The organism is Paenibacillus lycopersici (assembly GCF_010119935.1).
Classification (GTDB): Bacteria; Bacillota; Bacilli; order Paenibacillales; family Paenibacillaceae; genus Paenibacillus_Z; species Paenibacillus_Z lycopersici.
Genome location: NZ_CP048209.1, coordinates 3,610,913 through 3,627,147, shown reverse-complemented (window position 1 = coordinate 3,627,147; position 16,235 = coordinate 3,610,913). Strand labels below are relative to the sequence as shown.

Here is a 16,235-nt window from a genome sequence, read left to right as displayed (position 1 = left end):
AGGCCGTTCGCATCTTAATGCATTATTCCACTTCTGCGTAGATCATAAAAAACAGTTATGAACGTAACATGAACATAATCATCATGCCGCCTGTCCTAGTTTCTCGCAGGAATGAGATCAAGTTCTTGTCCATTTCGGAAAATGGGATCAAGTTCTAGTCACCTGAGAGAGCCTGCCTGTGCCTTCACGATGATTCCCGCCACAGCAAAGAACCACTCAGAAATTTGAGTGGTTCTTTGTTTTAAAGAATGCCGATCCCGACATGTTTGGGGAATCGCGGTATTCGAACGTGAAACGTTGCTCTATCGAAGTAATCTTAAGGCTCCGCCACATAATGGAAGGCGTCAGTGATGATGGAGGATCCGCCCTCTCCAATCACGCTCACGTCAACGGGTCCCATAGAACCAGCCGGCGTTGTGACCGTAATCTTTGAATCCGAATCGATCGTAAACTGAGCTTGTGCGCCGCCGAACCAGATCTCCGTCGTGTAGGTGAAGCCCGTTCCCGTAATGACTACCGACGTACCGCCAGTAATTGGACCTGATGTGGGGCTTATGTTCGAAATGTTAGGCATCGCCGCATACGTATAAGCGCCGGTCAATGTCGTCCAACCGCTAAGTGTCGTCACTGTTACATTAACCGGAGCCCCAGCCATTCCTGCGGGCGCGGTCGCCGTAATTTGCGTATTTGACAAGACGGTGAACGACGTTGCTGCAACACCGCCGAAGGATACGGCTGTAACCCCCGTGAATCCGGTGCCCGTGATCGTTACGCTTGTGCCACCCGCATCCGGGCCTGCCGGAGGACTAATGCTGACAATAGCCGGCAAGGCCACGTAGGTGAAGCTTGCAATTGCCGATGCAGTGCCTCCGATCGTCGTGACCTCTACATCCACTGCGCCGGTCGTCCCTGCTGGAGCAATCGCGGTGATTTGCGTATTCGACAAGACGGTGAATGACGTTGCTGCACCGCCAAAGGATACGGTTGTAACCCCCGTGAATCCGGTGCCCGTGATCGTTACGCTCGTGCCGCCTTCAGCCGGACCGGTCGGTGGGCTGATGCTCGAAATCGTCGGTGCCGCTACGTAAGTGAAGCTTGCAATTGCCGATGCAGTGCCTCCGATTGTCGTGACAGCGACATCCACTGCGCCGGTCGTCCCTGCCGGAGCAATCGCGGTGATTTGCGTATTCGACAAGACGGTGAATGACGTTGCTGCACCGCCAAAGGATACGGCTGTAACCCCCATGAATCCGGTGCCCGTGATCGTTACGCTCGTGCCGCCTGCAGCCGGGCCAACTGTTGGGCTAATGCTCGAAATCGTCGGTGCTGCAACGTACGTGAAGCCTGCAACCGCCGTTGCAGTGCCTCCGATCGTCGTGACCGCCACATCCACTGCGCCGGCCGTCCCTGCCGGAGCGATCGCGATGATTTGCGTATTCGATATAGCAATGAACGGTGTCGCCGGAATGCCGCCGAAAGATACGGCTGTAGCACCATTGAATCCGGTGCCTGTGATCGTAACGCTCATGCCGCCTGCAACCGGACCAACTGTTGGGATAATGCTCGAAATCGTCGGTGCCGCTACGTACGTGAAGCCTGCAACTGTCGTTGCAGAGCCTCCGATTGTCGTGACAGAGACGTTCACAGACCCAGCTAATTCTGCGGGTGCGGTCGCTGTAATTTGCGTATTCGACACGACGGTGAACGATGTTGCTGCAACACCTCCGAAGGATACGGCTGTAGCCCCCGTGAATCCGGTGCCCGTGATCGTGACGCTCGTGCCGCCCGCTACCGGGCCGGCCGTTGGGCTGATGCTTGAAATCGTCGGTGCCGTTACGTACGTGTAGCCTGCAACCGCCGTCGCCGTGCCTCCGATCGTAGTGACCGCTACATCCGCTGCGCCGGTCGTCCCTGCCGGAGCGATCGCGGTGATTTGCGTATTCGACACGACGATGAACGACGTTGCTGCACCGCCAAAGGATACTGCTGTAACCCCCGTGAATCCGGTGCCCGTGATCGTTACGTTCGTGCCGCCCGCTACCGGGCCGGCCGTTGGGCTGATGCTCGAAATCGTCGGTGCCGCTACGTACGTGTAGCCTGCAACTGCCGTTGCGGTGCCTCCGATCGTCGTAACTGCCACATCCGCTGCACCGGCCGTCCCTGCCGGAGCGACCGCAGTGATTTGCGTATCCGACACGACGGTGAACGACGTCGCTGCCTCGCCGTCAAAAGCAACGGCTGTCGCCCCCGTTAATCCGGTGCCCGTGATCGTTACGCTCGTGCCGCCCATCTCCGGACCGGTCGTCGGGCTGATGCTCGAAATCGTCGGTGCCGTTACGTACGTGTAGCCTGCAACCGCCGTCGCTGTGCCTCCGATCGTCGTGATCGCTACATCCACTGCGCCTGTCGTCCCTGCCGGAGCGACCGCCGTAATTTGCGTATCCGACACGACGGTGAATGACGTTGCTGCCTCATCATCAAAAGCAACGGCTGTCGCCCCCGTAAATCCGGTGCCCGTGATCGTTACGCTCGTGCCGCCTGCTTCCGGACCGGATGTTGGGCTGATGCTCGAAATCGTCGGTGCCGCAACGTACGTGTAGCCTGCAACCGCCGTCGCCGTGCCTCCGATCGTAGTGACCGTCACATCCGCTGCACCGGCCGTCCCTGCCGGAACGGTCGCCGTGATTTGCGTATCCGACACGACGGTGAACGACGTCGCTGCCTCGCCGCCGAAAGATACGGCTGTGGCCCCCGTAAATCCGGTGCCCGTGATCGTTACGCTCGTGCCGCCTGCTTCCGGACCGGCCGTTGGGCTGATGCTCGAAATCGTCGGTGCCGCTACGTACGTGTAGCCTGCAACTGCCGTTGCGGTGCCTCCGATCGTCGTAACTGCCACATCCGCTGCACCGGCCGTCCCTGCCGGAGCGACCGCAGTGATTTGCGTATCCGACACGACGGTGAACGACGTCGCTGCCTCGCCGTCAAAAGCAACGGCTGTAGCCCCCGTGAATCCGGTGCCCGTGATCGTGACGCTCGTGCCGCCCGCTACCGGGCCGGCCGTTGGGCTGATGCTCGAAATCGTCGGTACCGCTACATACTGGTAGCCTGCAACCGCCGTTGCAGTGCCTCCAATCGTAGTGACCGCTACATCCACTGCGCCTGTCGTCCCTGCCGGAGCGACCGCCGTAATTTGCGTATCCGATACGACGGTGAATGACGTTGCTTCCTCATTATCAAAAGCAACGGCTGTAGCGCCCGTGAACCCGGTGCCCGCGATCGTTACGTTCGTGCCGCCCGTCTCCGGACCGGCCGTCGGGCTGATGCTCGAAATCGTCGGTGCCGCTACATACTGGTAGCTTGCAACTGCCGTGGCAGTGCCTCCGATCGTAGTGACCGCTACATCCACTGCACCGATCGTCCCTGCCGGAGCGACCACCGTAATTTGCGTATCCGACACGACGGTGAACGACGTCGCTGGCTCATTATCCAAAGTAACAGCTGTCGCCCCCGTAAATCCGGTGCCCGTGATCGTTACGCTCGTGCCGCCCGATTCCGGACCAGCTGTTGGGCTGATACTCGAAATCGTCGGTGCCGTTACGTACGTGTAGCCTGCAACCGCCGTCGCTGTGCCTCCGATCGTAGTGACCGTCACATCTGCTGCGCCTGTCGTCCCTGCCGGAGCGACCGCCGTAATTTGCGTATCCGACACGACGGTGAATGACGTTGCTGCCTCATCATCAAAAGCAACGGCTGTAGCGCCCGTGAATCCGGTGCCCGTGATCGTTACGTTCGTGCCGCCCGCTACCGGGCCGGCTGAAGGGCTGATGCTTGAAATCGTCGGTGCCGTTACGTACGTGTAGCCTGCAACCGCCGTCGCCGTGCCTCCGATCGTCGTGACCGCTACATCCACTGCACCAGTTGTCCCTGCCGGAGCGACCGCAGTGATTTGCGTATCCGACACGACGGTGAACGATGTCGCTGCCTCGCCGTCAAAAGCAACGGCTGTTGCCCCCGTGAATCCGGTGCCCGTGATCGTTACGTTGGTGCCGCCTGCAGCCGGGCCGCTCCCTGGGCTGACGCCAGTGATCGTCGGCTTCCGCACGATCGTCACGGAGCTGCCGTCGTTCGCGGCTTCGACCGTCAACGAATAGATGCCTTGCGCGTTCTTCACATTTATTTGGAAAGTTGCCGGCTCCCCCGTGATGGGGTCGCCATCATCGACCAAATGCGTTGCTGTATAAACGTGTCCTTTGTTCGTAAACGTATCCGGGTTACTTCCGTTGATTTTGAAATTGCTCAACTTCGTAACCGGAACGTCCGTCGTGAAGGTCAGCGTAATCGTATCGCCGATGACTGCGACAGCTGAGCTAGAGTTACTAGAGGTTATGCTGACATTCGAAATGACCGGCGGAGCTGCATCTTCGACGATGACCTCGCGCGTCACTTCCACGGCTTGGTTGCCCGCGCTATCACGAACGTTATAATGCACGATATACGTACCCGACGACATCGTGTCGATGGAACCAACCGTCTCGCTGCCCTTCGTATACGTGACTGCAGCGATTAACGCTGAATCTCGATCATCCGTAACCGCGACGCCAGCATCCTTATAGTCGCTTCCGTATGCGACATGAACGGTTGCGTCCCCAATCCGCTCGATTACCGGCGCCGTACGATCAGGCGAGGTTCCTGCCGGCGATGGCGGACGAACAAGATCCGAACCCGCATTGTTGTTGACGGCACTCGTGCCTCCGGCGATCGGCGCTCCGCCGCCTCCGGTTACGCCTTCCACGCCGGCCGCGACCGAGATCTTCGTGTTTGGTGTTGTGATTTTGGTATGGTCGGCACCAGTGTTGACCTCGACCCGTTCAAGCTTGCCCGCACCTGTAATTTCGGTGCCTTCGGCCGCGGTGGCAAGCAAGCCTACCGTCCCTTCGACCTCGATCCGGGCACCGACGGCTTCCCGACTCACGGAGATCGTCTCCGCGCTCGAATCTTGATCGACAATGACTCTCGAATGTTCGCCGGTGATGCTGACTTCCTTCATGCGCGCCTTCCGAGCGTTCACCGTGACGCCAGGAGCCGCGACGTCGATGCGGCCGACGGCACCTTGCACGTTGACGTCGTCGGAGCCATCGTCGACGTACACGACATCAACTTGAGCATCGTCTTGTACCTTAACGCTGACGATACCGTCGATTCGAGATACAATGACCCGCGATACAGAGGAATTTCCTTTGATGATGACGGAATTCTCCCCGCCGCCCCGTACGACCATCCTGCCGGTCACCTTCACGTTATGTAAGACGACCTCGCCGTTGCCGACGCCATCTCCAATAACCAGATCGCCGTTCACCGTGACGTTATCCAACGTGACGCCTGGCGCGCTGATCAATACATTCCCCTGCGGGAGCTCGGTTACGACGCCGTTGGAACGGATGTATTGCTTAATCATGTTGTCCAGCGTCTGCGCGAACTCTGCCCGCGTCATGCGTCCCTTGGGATTCAATTTACCATTGGCCCCATGAACGTAACCGGCATTAACGATTGCATACACGTCGCCTTTGGCCCAAGCGGACAGATCGTCCGTATCCGCGAAAGCCGTGTTCGAGGTATCCGCCGGCTGGAGCTTGAACGCTCTGGCGAGAATCGTGAACGCTTCTTCGCGCGTTACGGCATCCTTCGGCCGCATTTGGCCGTTCGAACCGCCGACGACGCCCATATGGGAAGCAATCGCCATCTCTGGCGCATACCAAGCTCCCGGCGCAACGTCCTTATATCCGTCAATGTCACCCTTCACAGCAGCGCCGAACATCCGCACGACGATGGAAGCCATTTCCGCTCTCGTTAATTGGGCGTCGGGCAAGATCCTGCCGTCCGTTCCCCGCAACAGTCCGTTCGCGATGGCATGCTGCAGCGCCGACGTCGACCAGTCATCCGGCATATCCGCAAACGCCGACGGTTGAACGATGCCTTGCCCGGTCGCAGCCGCACCGGCCGCAACCGGCAGCGAGCCGAACAGCATGGCCGCGGAGACGATCGTGCTTACGCCGCGCAGCGATTTATTTTTACTTCGAAAACTCAATTTCCGCTCTCTCCTCTGTCATATAAGATGAGTCCGCCGAATGACATCCAAATACAACCCGCACATTTTGACAAAATTCGGAAAGATTCTCTGTTATCTAGTATAATTCTCATAGAATTGGTCCGCAATGCCTATTTTGATAGATTACCATGGCCGCATCTGCTGAAGTCGGCCTGCATTATTCTGTCGGGAACGAGACAGCCCATGAATGCAAAAAGCCGCGATTTCGCGGCCTTTAATGAGATCATGTTCTTGTCACCCGACACCAAATTCTTTTTTAGCCAATGCTGATTTTGATGCGCAATGCGAATGCTCCATTCGGACAAGCAAGTCAACCAACTCTGGGCCTGCTGCATAGTTAACTGTTTAAGCTCCCATGATACAGATCACGATACAGCCCCTGCTTGCCTAACAGCTCTTCATGAGGCCCCTGCTCCACGAGACGGCCTTCCTTAAGCACCAGAATGCGGTCGGCCTCGCGGATCGTGTTCAGCCTGTGGGCGATTACGAAGCTTGTTCGTCCCTCCATCAACCGTTTCAAGCCCTCCTGGATTTTGATCTCGGTAACGGTGTCGATACTGCTCGTCGCCTCGTCCAGCACGAGAATGGCCGGATCGGCCAGAATGGCGCGCGCGATGGCGAGCAGCTGCCGCTGTCCCTGACTGATGCCGCTGCCATCGGCCTTCAGCACCCGGTCGTATCCGCCGGACAACCGCATAATGAATGAATGGGCGTTTGCGAGCTTGGCGGCTTCTTCCACCTGGCTGTCGGTGGCATCAAGCTTGCCATAGCGAATATTGTCGCGGATCGTTCCTTCGAACAGAAAGGAATCCTGCAGCACGAACGCCATATGGGAGCGGAGGCTTTCCCGCCGAATCTTCCGGATATCCTGCCCGTCCAACGTGATCGCCCCCGCATGCGCATCATAGAAACGCGAGAGCAGCTGAATCAGCGACGTCTTGCCGGCTCCGGTAGGACCGATGATCGCTATCGTTTCACCGGGCTTCGCCTCGAAGCTGATTTCCTGGAGCGTATGTCTACCCGCCTCGTAAGCGAAGGACACCTGATGGAAGACGATCGCGCCTGCCACGTCGTCAAGCGCAACGGCCGTATGCTCGTCCGCGTCTTCTTCCTGTTCATCCACGATTTCGAATACCCGCTCCGCTCCTGCGATGGCGGACAAGAGCGTATTCCACTGGTTCGCCAGATCGTTAAGAGGTCTGGTAAACTGCCGGGCGTATTCGACAAAAACGATGATGACCCCAACCGTTATCGCTCCCCGGATAGCCAATATTCCACCGACGCAGGCAATAATCGCAAAGCTCAGATTATTGAGACCGTTCATTAGCTTCGGAATAAAGCCCGATATGGTCTGGGCCCAGAATCCCGAATGTTTGATGCGCGTATTGCGTTCATGAAAGGCTTGAATCACCCGCTCTTCCTGGGAGAACGCTTTGATAATCCGCTGACCGGACAGCGTTTCTTCCACGAACCCGTTCAATTCTCCCAAATTCCGCTGACGCTCCTTGAATAGCGTGCCTGTCCGCCGCGTAATCCACCGCATGCCGAGCACCATCAGCGGAACCACCAAGAACGTCAGCAGGGTCAGCAGCGGACTGAGCAGCAGCATGACGACGACCGTGCCCGCCAGCATCAGCACGCTGGATAACAGCTGGATCGCCGAGCTGTTGAGCGTAGAGCTTACGCTGTCGATATCGTTGGTCATGCGGCTCATGAGATCGCCCTGCCGGTTTCTCCCGAAGAACGGGATCGGCAGGCGATGCAGCTGCGCGAAGAGATCGGTGCGCATCCTCAGGACGGTTTCTTGGGCGATCTGAATCATCCATATATTTTGCAGCCAGCCCACAATGGACTGAAGCACATAGACGCCGGCCAATCCGAGCAGAAACAGCAGCCATGGCCTGCCGCCCGGTCCCTCCAGATAATCGTCAATCGCCATTCCGATCAGATACGGACCGAGGAGCGTGAGCCCGCAGCTTCCAATTACCAGCAGCATGACCAGCGAAAGCCGGCCTTTCCGGTGAGACAGATAGGACCAAATCCGTCCGAGCGTTCCATGCCAGTCCTTAGCCTGGGCTTTGGCCCGCTTGCCCGCCGAAGATGCATCGGGAACGGCATCTTTCCCGAGCGGTCTGGGATACCGGAAAGGCTCACGTAATGCTTCCCACATATGCCGCTCCCTCCTTCCCGAATTGGGATTCATATATACGGCGGTACAAGCCGTCGCCGGCCATCAGCTGACCGTGAGTTCCCTGCGCAATGAGATTGCCTTCGTCCAGCAGCAGAATCAAATCCGCCCCTATCGTGGAGCTGATCTTCTGCGTAATCAGGAGCGTCGTGCAGGACATGCCCTTGAGCGCCTGCAGCAATGCCGCTTCCGTTCGTACGTCCAGGGCGCTGGTGCTGTCATCCAGCAGCAAGATAGCCGGCTTGCGGATCAAGGCGCGGGCGATGGACAGCCTTTGCTTCTGCCCTCCGGAGAGATTGATGCCCCGCTGTCCAAGAAGGGTATCGTACTGATCGGGCAGCTTCTCGATCGTCTCGTGAATTTGCGCCAGCTTGGCCGCTTCCAAGACCTGCTCCATACTGGCATCCTCCAAGCCCCAAGCGATATTATCGCGTATCGTGCCCGAGAACAGCAGCACTTCCTGGGACACATAGCCGATGGAGCGGTGCAAATATTCCAAATCCAGCTCGCGGGCATTCCGTCCGTCGATGCGCACGACTCCGGCAGTTTCCTCGTAAAGGCGCAGAACAAGCTGCATCAGCGAAGACTTGCCCGATCCGGTCGCCCCCAGGATCGCCACGGTTTCACCCGGACGGACCTTGAAGCTGATGTCCACCAGCACGCGGGCCTCCGAGTTCGGGTATTGGAAGGAAACTTGTTCGAATGCTATGCCCCCTTCACACGGACCTTCGGGATTCCGGCCGGACCTGACCGGTGCCTCGCTGTCCGTAATCAGCGCTTCATCTACCCGCTGGGCAGACGCACGGGCTCTGGAGAAAGCCGCCACGATCATGGAGAAGGCCGATAGGGCTCCCGCCGTTCGGAGCGAATAATTCACAACCGCCACCACCTCGCCCGCAGACGCGGTCCCCATGCTGATTTGCTTATGCCCAAACCAAAGCACGGCAATAATCCCGGCGTTCATGATCAGCAGTATGAAAGGCATCGTAATCTCCGTCAGACGCAAGGCGGAGACCGTATTCTTCATTAAGTCCTGGCTCAGCCGCGCAAAACGGCTCACCTCTTCCGCACACCGGACATATACGCGGATCAGCCGCATGCCGGTCAGATTTTCCTGCATCACGCGGTTCAGCGTATCCAGTCTCATTTGAACCCTTTTGAATAAGACGGACGCTCTCTTCATGATCCAAATGACGAATACGAGCAGTGCGGGAACGGTCAAGGTGAGCAGGAAACCGAGCTGCACATGCACGACAAGCGCCATGATGATGCTCCCGATGACAACAAGCGGCATGCGCAGCATAAACCTCAGTCCCATGAATACCGTATCCTGAAGCTGCGTAACATCATTCGTTAACCGGGTAATGAGGGATGAGGTGGCGAAGCGATTAAAAACCGGATAAGCGAACCCCTGCACCTTGGCGTAAAGGGCCTCCCGGACATCGAACGCAAACCCCTGACTGGCATGCGATGCAAAAAAAGAGCTCAGAATACCAGCGATGAATGCGGCAACCGAGCCGCCTACCAATATTCCGCCCCACAGCAGCACGACTGACGTATCCTTTTGCGTAATACCTTCATCAATAATGAACGAAATGAGATAAGGCTGAATCAGCTCCACTGCCAGTTCGACCAACATCATAACGACAGCCATGCCGGCTGCAACTCTGTATTTCCCCAAAAAACGCAACATGCTCATGCCTGTGATCCTCCGTTAAGTTATGAACTGTTAAACTTGCAGCCATTTATCCTGCGTCATCCCACCTTTGCCCCGTTATCCGCTTCCTCTGAGCGGCAAGCCCGTAATGAATAGAACACAAACCTATTATCAGGTAATTCGCGTATGGATTACATTATCCTGCCCGTTCCTTCCATGAGAACGGCAGCTGATCGTTAGACCGGCTGCCGGTTTTGGTAACTGAGCTATAGTTCCCCGTTAATTCTATTCAACGACTGTACCCATACTTTGGCTTTAGCTTGCAAGGTTACGATAGTTCTTGCCACCCGACATTCCCTCATATAGAACAAGGAGCAAGATCGCGGCGGATCTTGCTCCTTGTTCTTGTATAGCTATATCGGATGTCACCCCAATCAACTGCACGAACCCGTTCCCCGGTCGGGGAGACCGATTATTAAGGTTTGGAAGTACTGTTTATTTTCTCGAAGTACGGGGCGAGCTTGGAGGCGAGCTGCTCAAGCTGCTGCTGTTCTTCTTTCGTCAATTTCTCTTCATGGACGACTCCTTTCTCATCGGTGATTGTCAGCTTTATTTGCACCAGCTGCTTGGTCAGCTTCGTATATTCCTTGTATTCGTCTTCGGTGAGCTTGCCTTTCGCTGCCTGAAGCATGCCTTCAATTTCTTGATAATTTTCCTGCGTGCCGCCGTGTTCTTCGATGGTCGCAGGGGAACCGAAGATATCATCGGCCAGATAGGAAGCAGCAAATACAGAAGTCGGAATCAGTATGGCTGCTGCGACGATGCCGGTCAGTATGCGTTTTTTCATAGGAGATCTACCTCTCTTCTCGGTCATATAGCGTTGATAGGACTTGCGGACACGTCCATACAGATCGGGTGGGCAGTGCATGGAATCCGCCGCCCGGTGAAGCCCTTCACGTAATTCCTCTTCAATGGACATAAACGTCTCCTCCCGTCATAGCGACACGTTTCCGAAGTTCTTTCATTGCCAAGTGATGTCTGGATTTCACTGTTCCAACGGGGATCCGCAGCATAGCTGCGATTTCTTCCAGGGCATAATCGTGATAATAGCGAAGAATGACAACCACACGTAGTTTGTACGACAACTGGCGGACAAAGCTGAACAGTTCTTGCTGCATTTCGGACTGTAGAATCGTTGTATCGGTCCATTCGAACTGTTCGTATGTCATCCGGCTGTTTCTTTCAAAGAGGCGAATTCGCCGCCAGGCCTTTCTTTTCCAATCCTGGACCTGACGGAGGATGATCCCATGCAGCCAATACCGGAACGGCCGGTTCGGGTCGTACGCGTGAAACGATCGCCATATGCGCATGTAAACTTCATTCACGATATCCTCAATGTCCTGTTTGTTGAAGACGAGAAAAGCAACCGTCCGATAGACGTCCTGGTGGGTCGCCTGATAGACAAGCTGAAAGGCCGACTCATCGCCCAACGTTGCTTTTTCCAGCCATGGAAGTAACTCTTTTTCATTCATGGGGGGCCCTCCCTAATGTGTTACACCCAATAATTCGCCCTTGCGAGGAAAAAGGTTCAGTAATAGAACAAACTTTTTGACGGTACTCGCCGGAAACATCTTCAGGTATGCCGCAAGACAGCCAGCCCCCGGCTTCCCGGATGCTGGCTGTCGCTTTGGCTTGCGCTTTAGCTATGCTTTAATCGGTTTCTTCGTACATCTGTCTGAAAATAAAAAACCGCATAAAATGCGGCCAGAATGTCGTGAAACCCATGTTTAAAGATCCTGAATGGCTTTAGACAGCCGCAGCTGTTTGGATCACATCGCTCGCGGACATAGGATCCTTTATTTCGTCAAAAAGGCAGACGTTCGATGCGCTCCGGAGACAATAACGAATCCTGTGTCCTTTCGTTTACCCAAACAACCCGATTTCCACCAAATAACGGATTCTGTGTCCGTTGCTCATGAAGACGATCTAGCTGGCAACGGCAATGTCGAAGAATCGGGAACTTTCTCGACAGCCTGCCAATTCCTCAAGTGTTAGTTTTAACTTCGTTGCTATGCCGTTACGCCTATACTCTGGTGCAACCCACAATTGAAATATCTCCACAAATCGTCCGTCTTCTTGAAACAAACCTCGATCTATTTCATGAAATATGGTTTTCCAAGGAAATTTACCGTCTCGGTTAAGGATCGAGTACATGATTAATCCTGCTTTCTTTCCAATCTTCTCGTCTTCAAAAATAAATGCCCCTCTATCATGTTCAGTAACAAATTTCAATATTTTACTTGAATGCTCTTTTAGATTTTCTTCCGTAACGTTGTTGCATTCTCGACTTCCGACGGAGTCGGATGTGTCCGGCTGGTCCTGCTTCCTGGCTTATGCTAGTCCGGACTGAGGGCGAATGCCCGAAGCGTGAATGCAGTGTTAAACGCTGGTTCGTTCTTCTTCGAAATCCCCAGCATTGCTTGTTCAATTCAACTTCCAATTGTATTAATCCCATATCCTGCTCAATTTATCAGAATAAAATAGGATTGCCTTCTTATACTCTTGAATACCTTTATCATTACTTGTATCTGCTAATTGCTTTAATATGATTTCCATTGCCTCACTGTACGCAGCCTGATTGAAACGTACCATTGCATAAAATACTTGATACTCTCTGCGATCTGGATACGTTCTTATCGCTTCCTCGAATATGAGCTGCGCCTCATCATACATTCCTAAAGTTCGAAATGTACTCCCCAGCCCCAGATATGCACCTTGTCTCTCCTCGTCTTGCAATTCTAATTCAAGGGATCGTTTGTAATACGGTATTGCTTCCCTTTCTAGTTCCATAACATCATGCACCCATGCACATTGATACCAAACAGAAGGGTTCATCGAATCCTGATTGATTAAGTCAAGTAATATTGTTCTTGCTTCTTCTAATTGACCTGACTCTCTAAAATGAATAGCCCTTTCAAGGTCCTCCATGTTTATCATCCTTTATGCTCTACATTAATTTCATATATCGTTGTTGCATTCTCGACGTCCGACGGAGTGGGGTTTGCGACTGATTCCGCTTCCAGGCTTCCCTACTTCAGTCCGAACCGAGGGCGAGTGCCAGATGCGTGAATGCGGTGTTAGCCGATGCTTCCTCTTCTTGGGAGCTGCCCACCACATATGTTCTTGATCTTCATGCCTTAGCCGAAGGAGGTTCTGGAAGCAGCCATTGTATTTAAGGCGTTCTCAAAATAGCTATATACTTCATCTGCAATTCCCAGAAACTCTTCAACAAGCACATGACTATCCAAGTAACAAGCATACAGATATTCAACTAAAGCGGAGTCAATCTCGCAATAGTCTAATATGGCATTCTTCATCTTAATAATGTCATCTTGCCATACACCTGTATCTTCTAAAACCAAAGAGTATAATGCACGAATTAATCTCTTAGAATAACCTTTAACATATCTAGTTTTCATTGTGTTATCACTAGCATTAGAAAGTAATTTATGTATACGATCTACTTCCTCCTTGGTCTCTGTATTTAAGTCTAAAATGAACTCCGGAGAAGAAATTATCGGTGGCACTTTTTCACCAACGTCATGACCATTTAGGCAAACACAAATTATCTTAATCCAGAAACCCCACTCATTCGGTTTACTTAATACATCGTCAATCGAGCAAATGATCGTATCAATCTTAGTTACTACTGGATACTCTTTCAAAAGCTTGTCTTTAATATTTGTTAATCTTTCGTAATCAATATCTTTGGGATTTACACATACAATAGTAAAGTCTGCATCTGAGTTATAAGGTTTTGCAGTTCCTTTTGGAATCGAGCCACACATATAAATGCTATGAATCTTACCTATAAATTCGTTAAGTATATTATCTATATACTTATCAACAAAATCCTTATATTCACTTTGTATTCCAATTCTTTTTATAACTTTTTCTAATATCATATGGACTCCTCCTGCACATGCAAGAACTTCTTTCGGCTAACGTTCTTGAAGTCTCGACGTCCGACTCCGTCGGACGTGTCCGGCTGCCACCGCTTCCTGGCTTTTCTACTTCGACCGGACCGAGGGCCGAATGGCCCGAGGCGTGAATGCGGTGTTAGACGAAGTTAACACTTCACTGAACTGCTCATACTCAGTCTTTCAAATGGTCCTTAAACTCTTTTTATATCGCCATAAATTGGCCTTTCAAAAGTGATCCTCTTATCCCCTTTATATTGTATTCAAGGATTTTCAAATTTCTTTAATACACGCTTTGCTGATTCACTTCTTTTTCCAACTGTGTTATCATATTTCTAAAGAAGCCGAGTGCGGCTAACACTCGGCTTATCAATTGGCTTGGATGGGCGTATCCCTTCTTGGTCGAATGGACATAAAAACCCACCTTTGGCGTCAACCTTGGGGTGGGTTTTTACTTTCTCTTGTTGTTAGAATCGATGTATGTTAAAAGGGCAAGGATACACGACCCAAATAAAAACATGATGGTCAATGCATCCTTTACCTCCATGGCCTCACCTCCTTTCGAAGGGAAACCATGCCCACCCAAGTTTCAATTGTTTTCCCCCATTGTACCATTATCAAAGATGGAGAACGATTGTTCGATGTTTAAATTAAGCTTGAACTTGTTAATTTCGTCTAACGTTGTTGTATTCACGAACCCTCACTGCCTTAAGTGACCAACCGGAACGGCCGCGACGAGGTTAGGCCGTGCAGGGTTGTCCGGCTGAAATAACTTCCCTGACTCTGAATTCCTCTTCTTCCTACTTCGGCCGGACCAAGGAGCGTTAGCGACGCAGCATGAATACGGTGTTAGGCGAAGCCTCTTGAGTTACCTTCACATTCAGTAGTCCTTAGAATCCCATGTATTAAATATCATTATTATGATAAAATTAAATCAATACCTTATTTAGAAAGCGGTGAATGTCTTGCCAATCATTAGACCCATTTCTGATCTTCGGAATAATTTCAATCTCATCTCAGAAACCTGCCATCAAGAAGGTGAACCTGTATTCATCACTAAAAACGGTCATGATGATCTTGTCATTATGAGTCACGCTCTTTATGAAAAACAACAGGCCACTATCGAATTATACCAAAAATTGGCTGTTGCTGAAAAAGAAAGTGCTGATCCTTCTATTCCTAAAACAAATCACGAACTTCTAATGAATAAATTAAGGGGTCGTATCCATGGAGAAAAAGTATCCGATTAACTATTTGCCTGTTGCTGAGCAAGATTTATCGGATATTATGGAATATATCATGTTGGATGATCCTGCAGCAGCATTAAACCTGCTAAATCAGTTCGATGAATCAATATCTATTCTTTCCTTGTTCCCTAATAGCGGCGTCATCCCCAATGATTCTCGACTTCAAAGCTTACATTATCGAATGCTTATTGTTCATAGTTATCTTGTGTTTTATGTATTCAATAATGAAACAATCGAAATACGTAGAATTCTACACGGCAAAAAAAAATATGGTTTCTTATTATGAATCTCTTCTACGAATCAACTACTCAAACCATTCTTCGGGTTTCGCCTAACGTTCTTGTATTCTCGACGTCCGACGGAGTCGGATGTGTCCGGCTGCTTTCACTTCCAGGCTTCTCAACTTCGGTCCGGACCGAGGGCGGCAGCCCGATGCGTGAATGCGGTGTTATCTGATGCCGGTGCCTTCCTCGAGTTACCTGCTCCATTCCCTTAGGTATAATTAGTCCTTGAAAGGGGTTGTCAATTGTGGCTGTTAGTAAAGAACGTTTTAATGAATTATTCGATCGATTGTCTGTAAAAGATCTTGAACTGGTCTCTGAAATAATGGAACGCCTTTCTCAGTCAGATGCTAATAAGAAAATCCCTCTTGATGATGAACCGACTACTCAGGATGATCTTAATGCCATCAATAATGCTCGTGAGGCTTACCTAAAAGGTGAGCTACTTACTCTGAAGGATGTTGAGCATGAATTACGAAATTAAGTTCCATAAGGATGCCTTTACTATCTACAGAAGCAGGATGCTGTTACTCGGAAGCGAATAATTGATTATCTCCATATTCTATCTGAAGACCCGAGGCATCCAGAGCTTGATATTAAAAAAATGCAAGGCCTGGAAAATCACTTTCGGCTTCGAATCGGATCCTTTCGCGTAATTTACACTATTATTGATAACGAACTCATTGTGATTATCGATAAAAATCGATCACGTGGAGACATTTATAAATCTTGATGGCACTTGAACTTCAAGTGTCTTTTTATTGTCTTGCACCGGT

13 protein-coding genes are annotated in these 16,235 nt (G+C 52.0%); 4 read left to right on the top strand and 9 right to left on the bottom strand.

Annotation, left to right across the window (positions count from 1 at the left end):
* Positions 1 to 316: 316 nt before the first annotated feature.
* The 9 genes from GXP70_RS16105 to comI form a co-directional block, all read right to left on the bottom strand.
* The gene (locus GXP70_RS16105) at positions 317 to 6,085 is read right to left on the bottom strand and encodes an IPT/TIG domain-containing protein (RefSeq protein WP_162357764.1); all 5,769 of its coding nucleotides are present in this window, start codon (positions 6,083 to 6,085) and stop codon (positions 317 to 319) included.
* 358 nt (positions 6,086 to 6,443) lie between these two features.
* Positions 6,444 to 8,276 (bottom strand): ABC transporter ATP-binding protein, encoded by a 1,833-nt coding sequence (locus GXP70_RS16100; protein ID WP_162357763.1) that lies wholly within the window; start codon positions 8,274 to 8,276, stop codon positions 6,444 to 6,446.
* Complete coding sequence (locus tag GXP70_RS16095) at positions 8,257 to 9,987, bottom strand: ABC transporter ATP-binding protein (RefSeq protein WP_225442869.1); 1,731 nt, start codon at positions 9,985 to 9,987, stop codon at positions 8,257 to 8,259. Before GXP70_RS16095 ends, GXP70_RS16100 begins: the two co-directional genes overlap by 20 nt.
* A 439-nt stretch (positions 9,988 to 10,426) precedes the next feature.
* On the bottom strand, positions 10,427 to 10,930 hold the full coding sequence (locus GXP70_RS16090; RefSeq protein ID WP_162357762.1) for a DUF3600 domain-containing protein: 504 nt from the start codon (positions 10,928 to 10,930) through the stop codon (positions 10,427 to 10,429).
* Positions 10,920 to 11,483 carry a sigma-70 family RNA polymerase sigma factor gene (locus GXP70_RS16085; protein ID WP_162357761.1) on the bottom strand — a complete coding sequence of 188 codons (564 nt, stop codon included), beginning with the start codon at positions 11,481 to 11,483 and terminating at the stop codon, positions 10,920 to 10,922. Before GXP70_RS16085 ends, GXP70_RS16090 begins: the two co-directional genes overlap by 11 nt.
* Before the next feature lie 454 nt (positions 11,484 to 11,937).
* A complete protein-coding gene (locus GXP70_RS16080; protein WP_162357760.1) occupies positions 11,938 to 12,243 on the bottom strand; it encodes a GNAT family N-acetyltransferase in 306 nt (101 codons plus the stop codon).
* Positions 12,244 to 12,456: 213 nt separating this feature from the next.
* The gene (locus GXP70_RS16075; protein ID WP_162357759.1) at positions 12,457 to 12,939 is read right to left on the bottom strand and encodes a tetratricopeptide repeat protein; all 483 of its coding nucleotides are present in this window, start codon (positions 12,937 to 12,939) and stop codon (positions 12,457 to 12,459) included.
* A 209-nt stretch (positions 12,940 to 13,148) separates the two neighbouring features.
* Positions 13,149 to 13,916, bottom strand: a complete 768-nt coding sequence (locus GXP70_RS16070) for a nucleotidyltransferase domain-containing protein (protein WP_162357758.1) — start codon at positions 13,914 to 13,916, stop codon at positions 13,149 to 13,151.
* Between the two features lie 466 nt (positions 13,917 to 14,382).
* Positions 14,383 to 14,478 (bottom strand): competence inhibitor ComI, encoded by a 96-nt coding sequence (comI, locus tag GXP70_RS29870; protein ID WP_225442439.1) that lies wholly within the window; start codon positions 14,476 to 14,478, stop codon positions 14,383 to 14,385.
* A gap of 418 nt (positions 14,479 to 14,896) precedes the next feature.
* Here comI and GXP70_RS16065 point away from each other — a divergent pair, with 418 nt between their 5' ends.
* The 4 genes from GXP70_RS16065 (at position 14,897) to GXP70_RS30330 (ending at position 16,192) form a co-directional block, all read left to right on the top strand.
* Positions 14,897 to 15,181, top strand: a complete 285-nt coding sequence (locus GXP70_RS16065; RefSeq protein ID WP_162357757.1) for a type II toxin-antitoxin system Phd/YefM family antitoxin — start codon at positions 14,897 to 14,899, stop codon at positions 15,179 to 15,181.
* Positions 15,159 to 15,464, top strand: a complete 306-nt coding sequence (locus tag GXP70_RS16060; RefSeq protein ID WP_162357756.1) for a type II toxin-antitoxin system RelE/ParE family toxin — start codon at positions 15,159 to 15,161, stop codon at positions 15,462 to 15,464. The genes GXP70_RS16065 and GXP70_RS16060 overlap by 23 nt, the downstream gene beginning before the upstream one ends.
* A gap of 242 nt (positions 15,465 to 15,706) precedes the next feature.
* Positions 15,707 to 15,943 carry a hypothetical protein gene (locus GXP70_RS16055; protein WP_162357755.1) on the top strand — a complete coding sequence of 79 codons (237 nt, stop codon included), beginning with the start codon at positions 15,707 to 15,709 and terminating at the stop codon, positions 15,941 to 15,943.
* 57 nt (positions 15,944 to 16,000) lie between these two features.
* Complete coding sequence (locus tag GXP70_RS30330; protein WP_162360509.1) at positions 16,001 to 16,192, top strand: type II toxin-antitoxin system RelE family toxin; 192 nt, start codon at positions 16,001 to 16,003, stop codon at positions 16,190 to 16,192.
* The last annotated feature ends 43 nt before the right edge of the window (positions 16,193 to 16,235 follow it).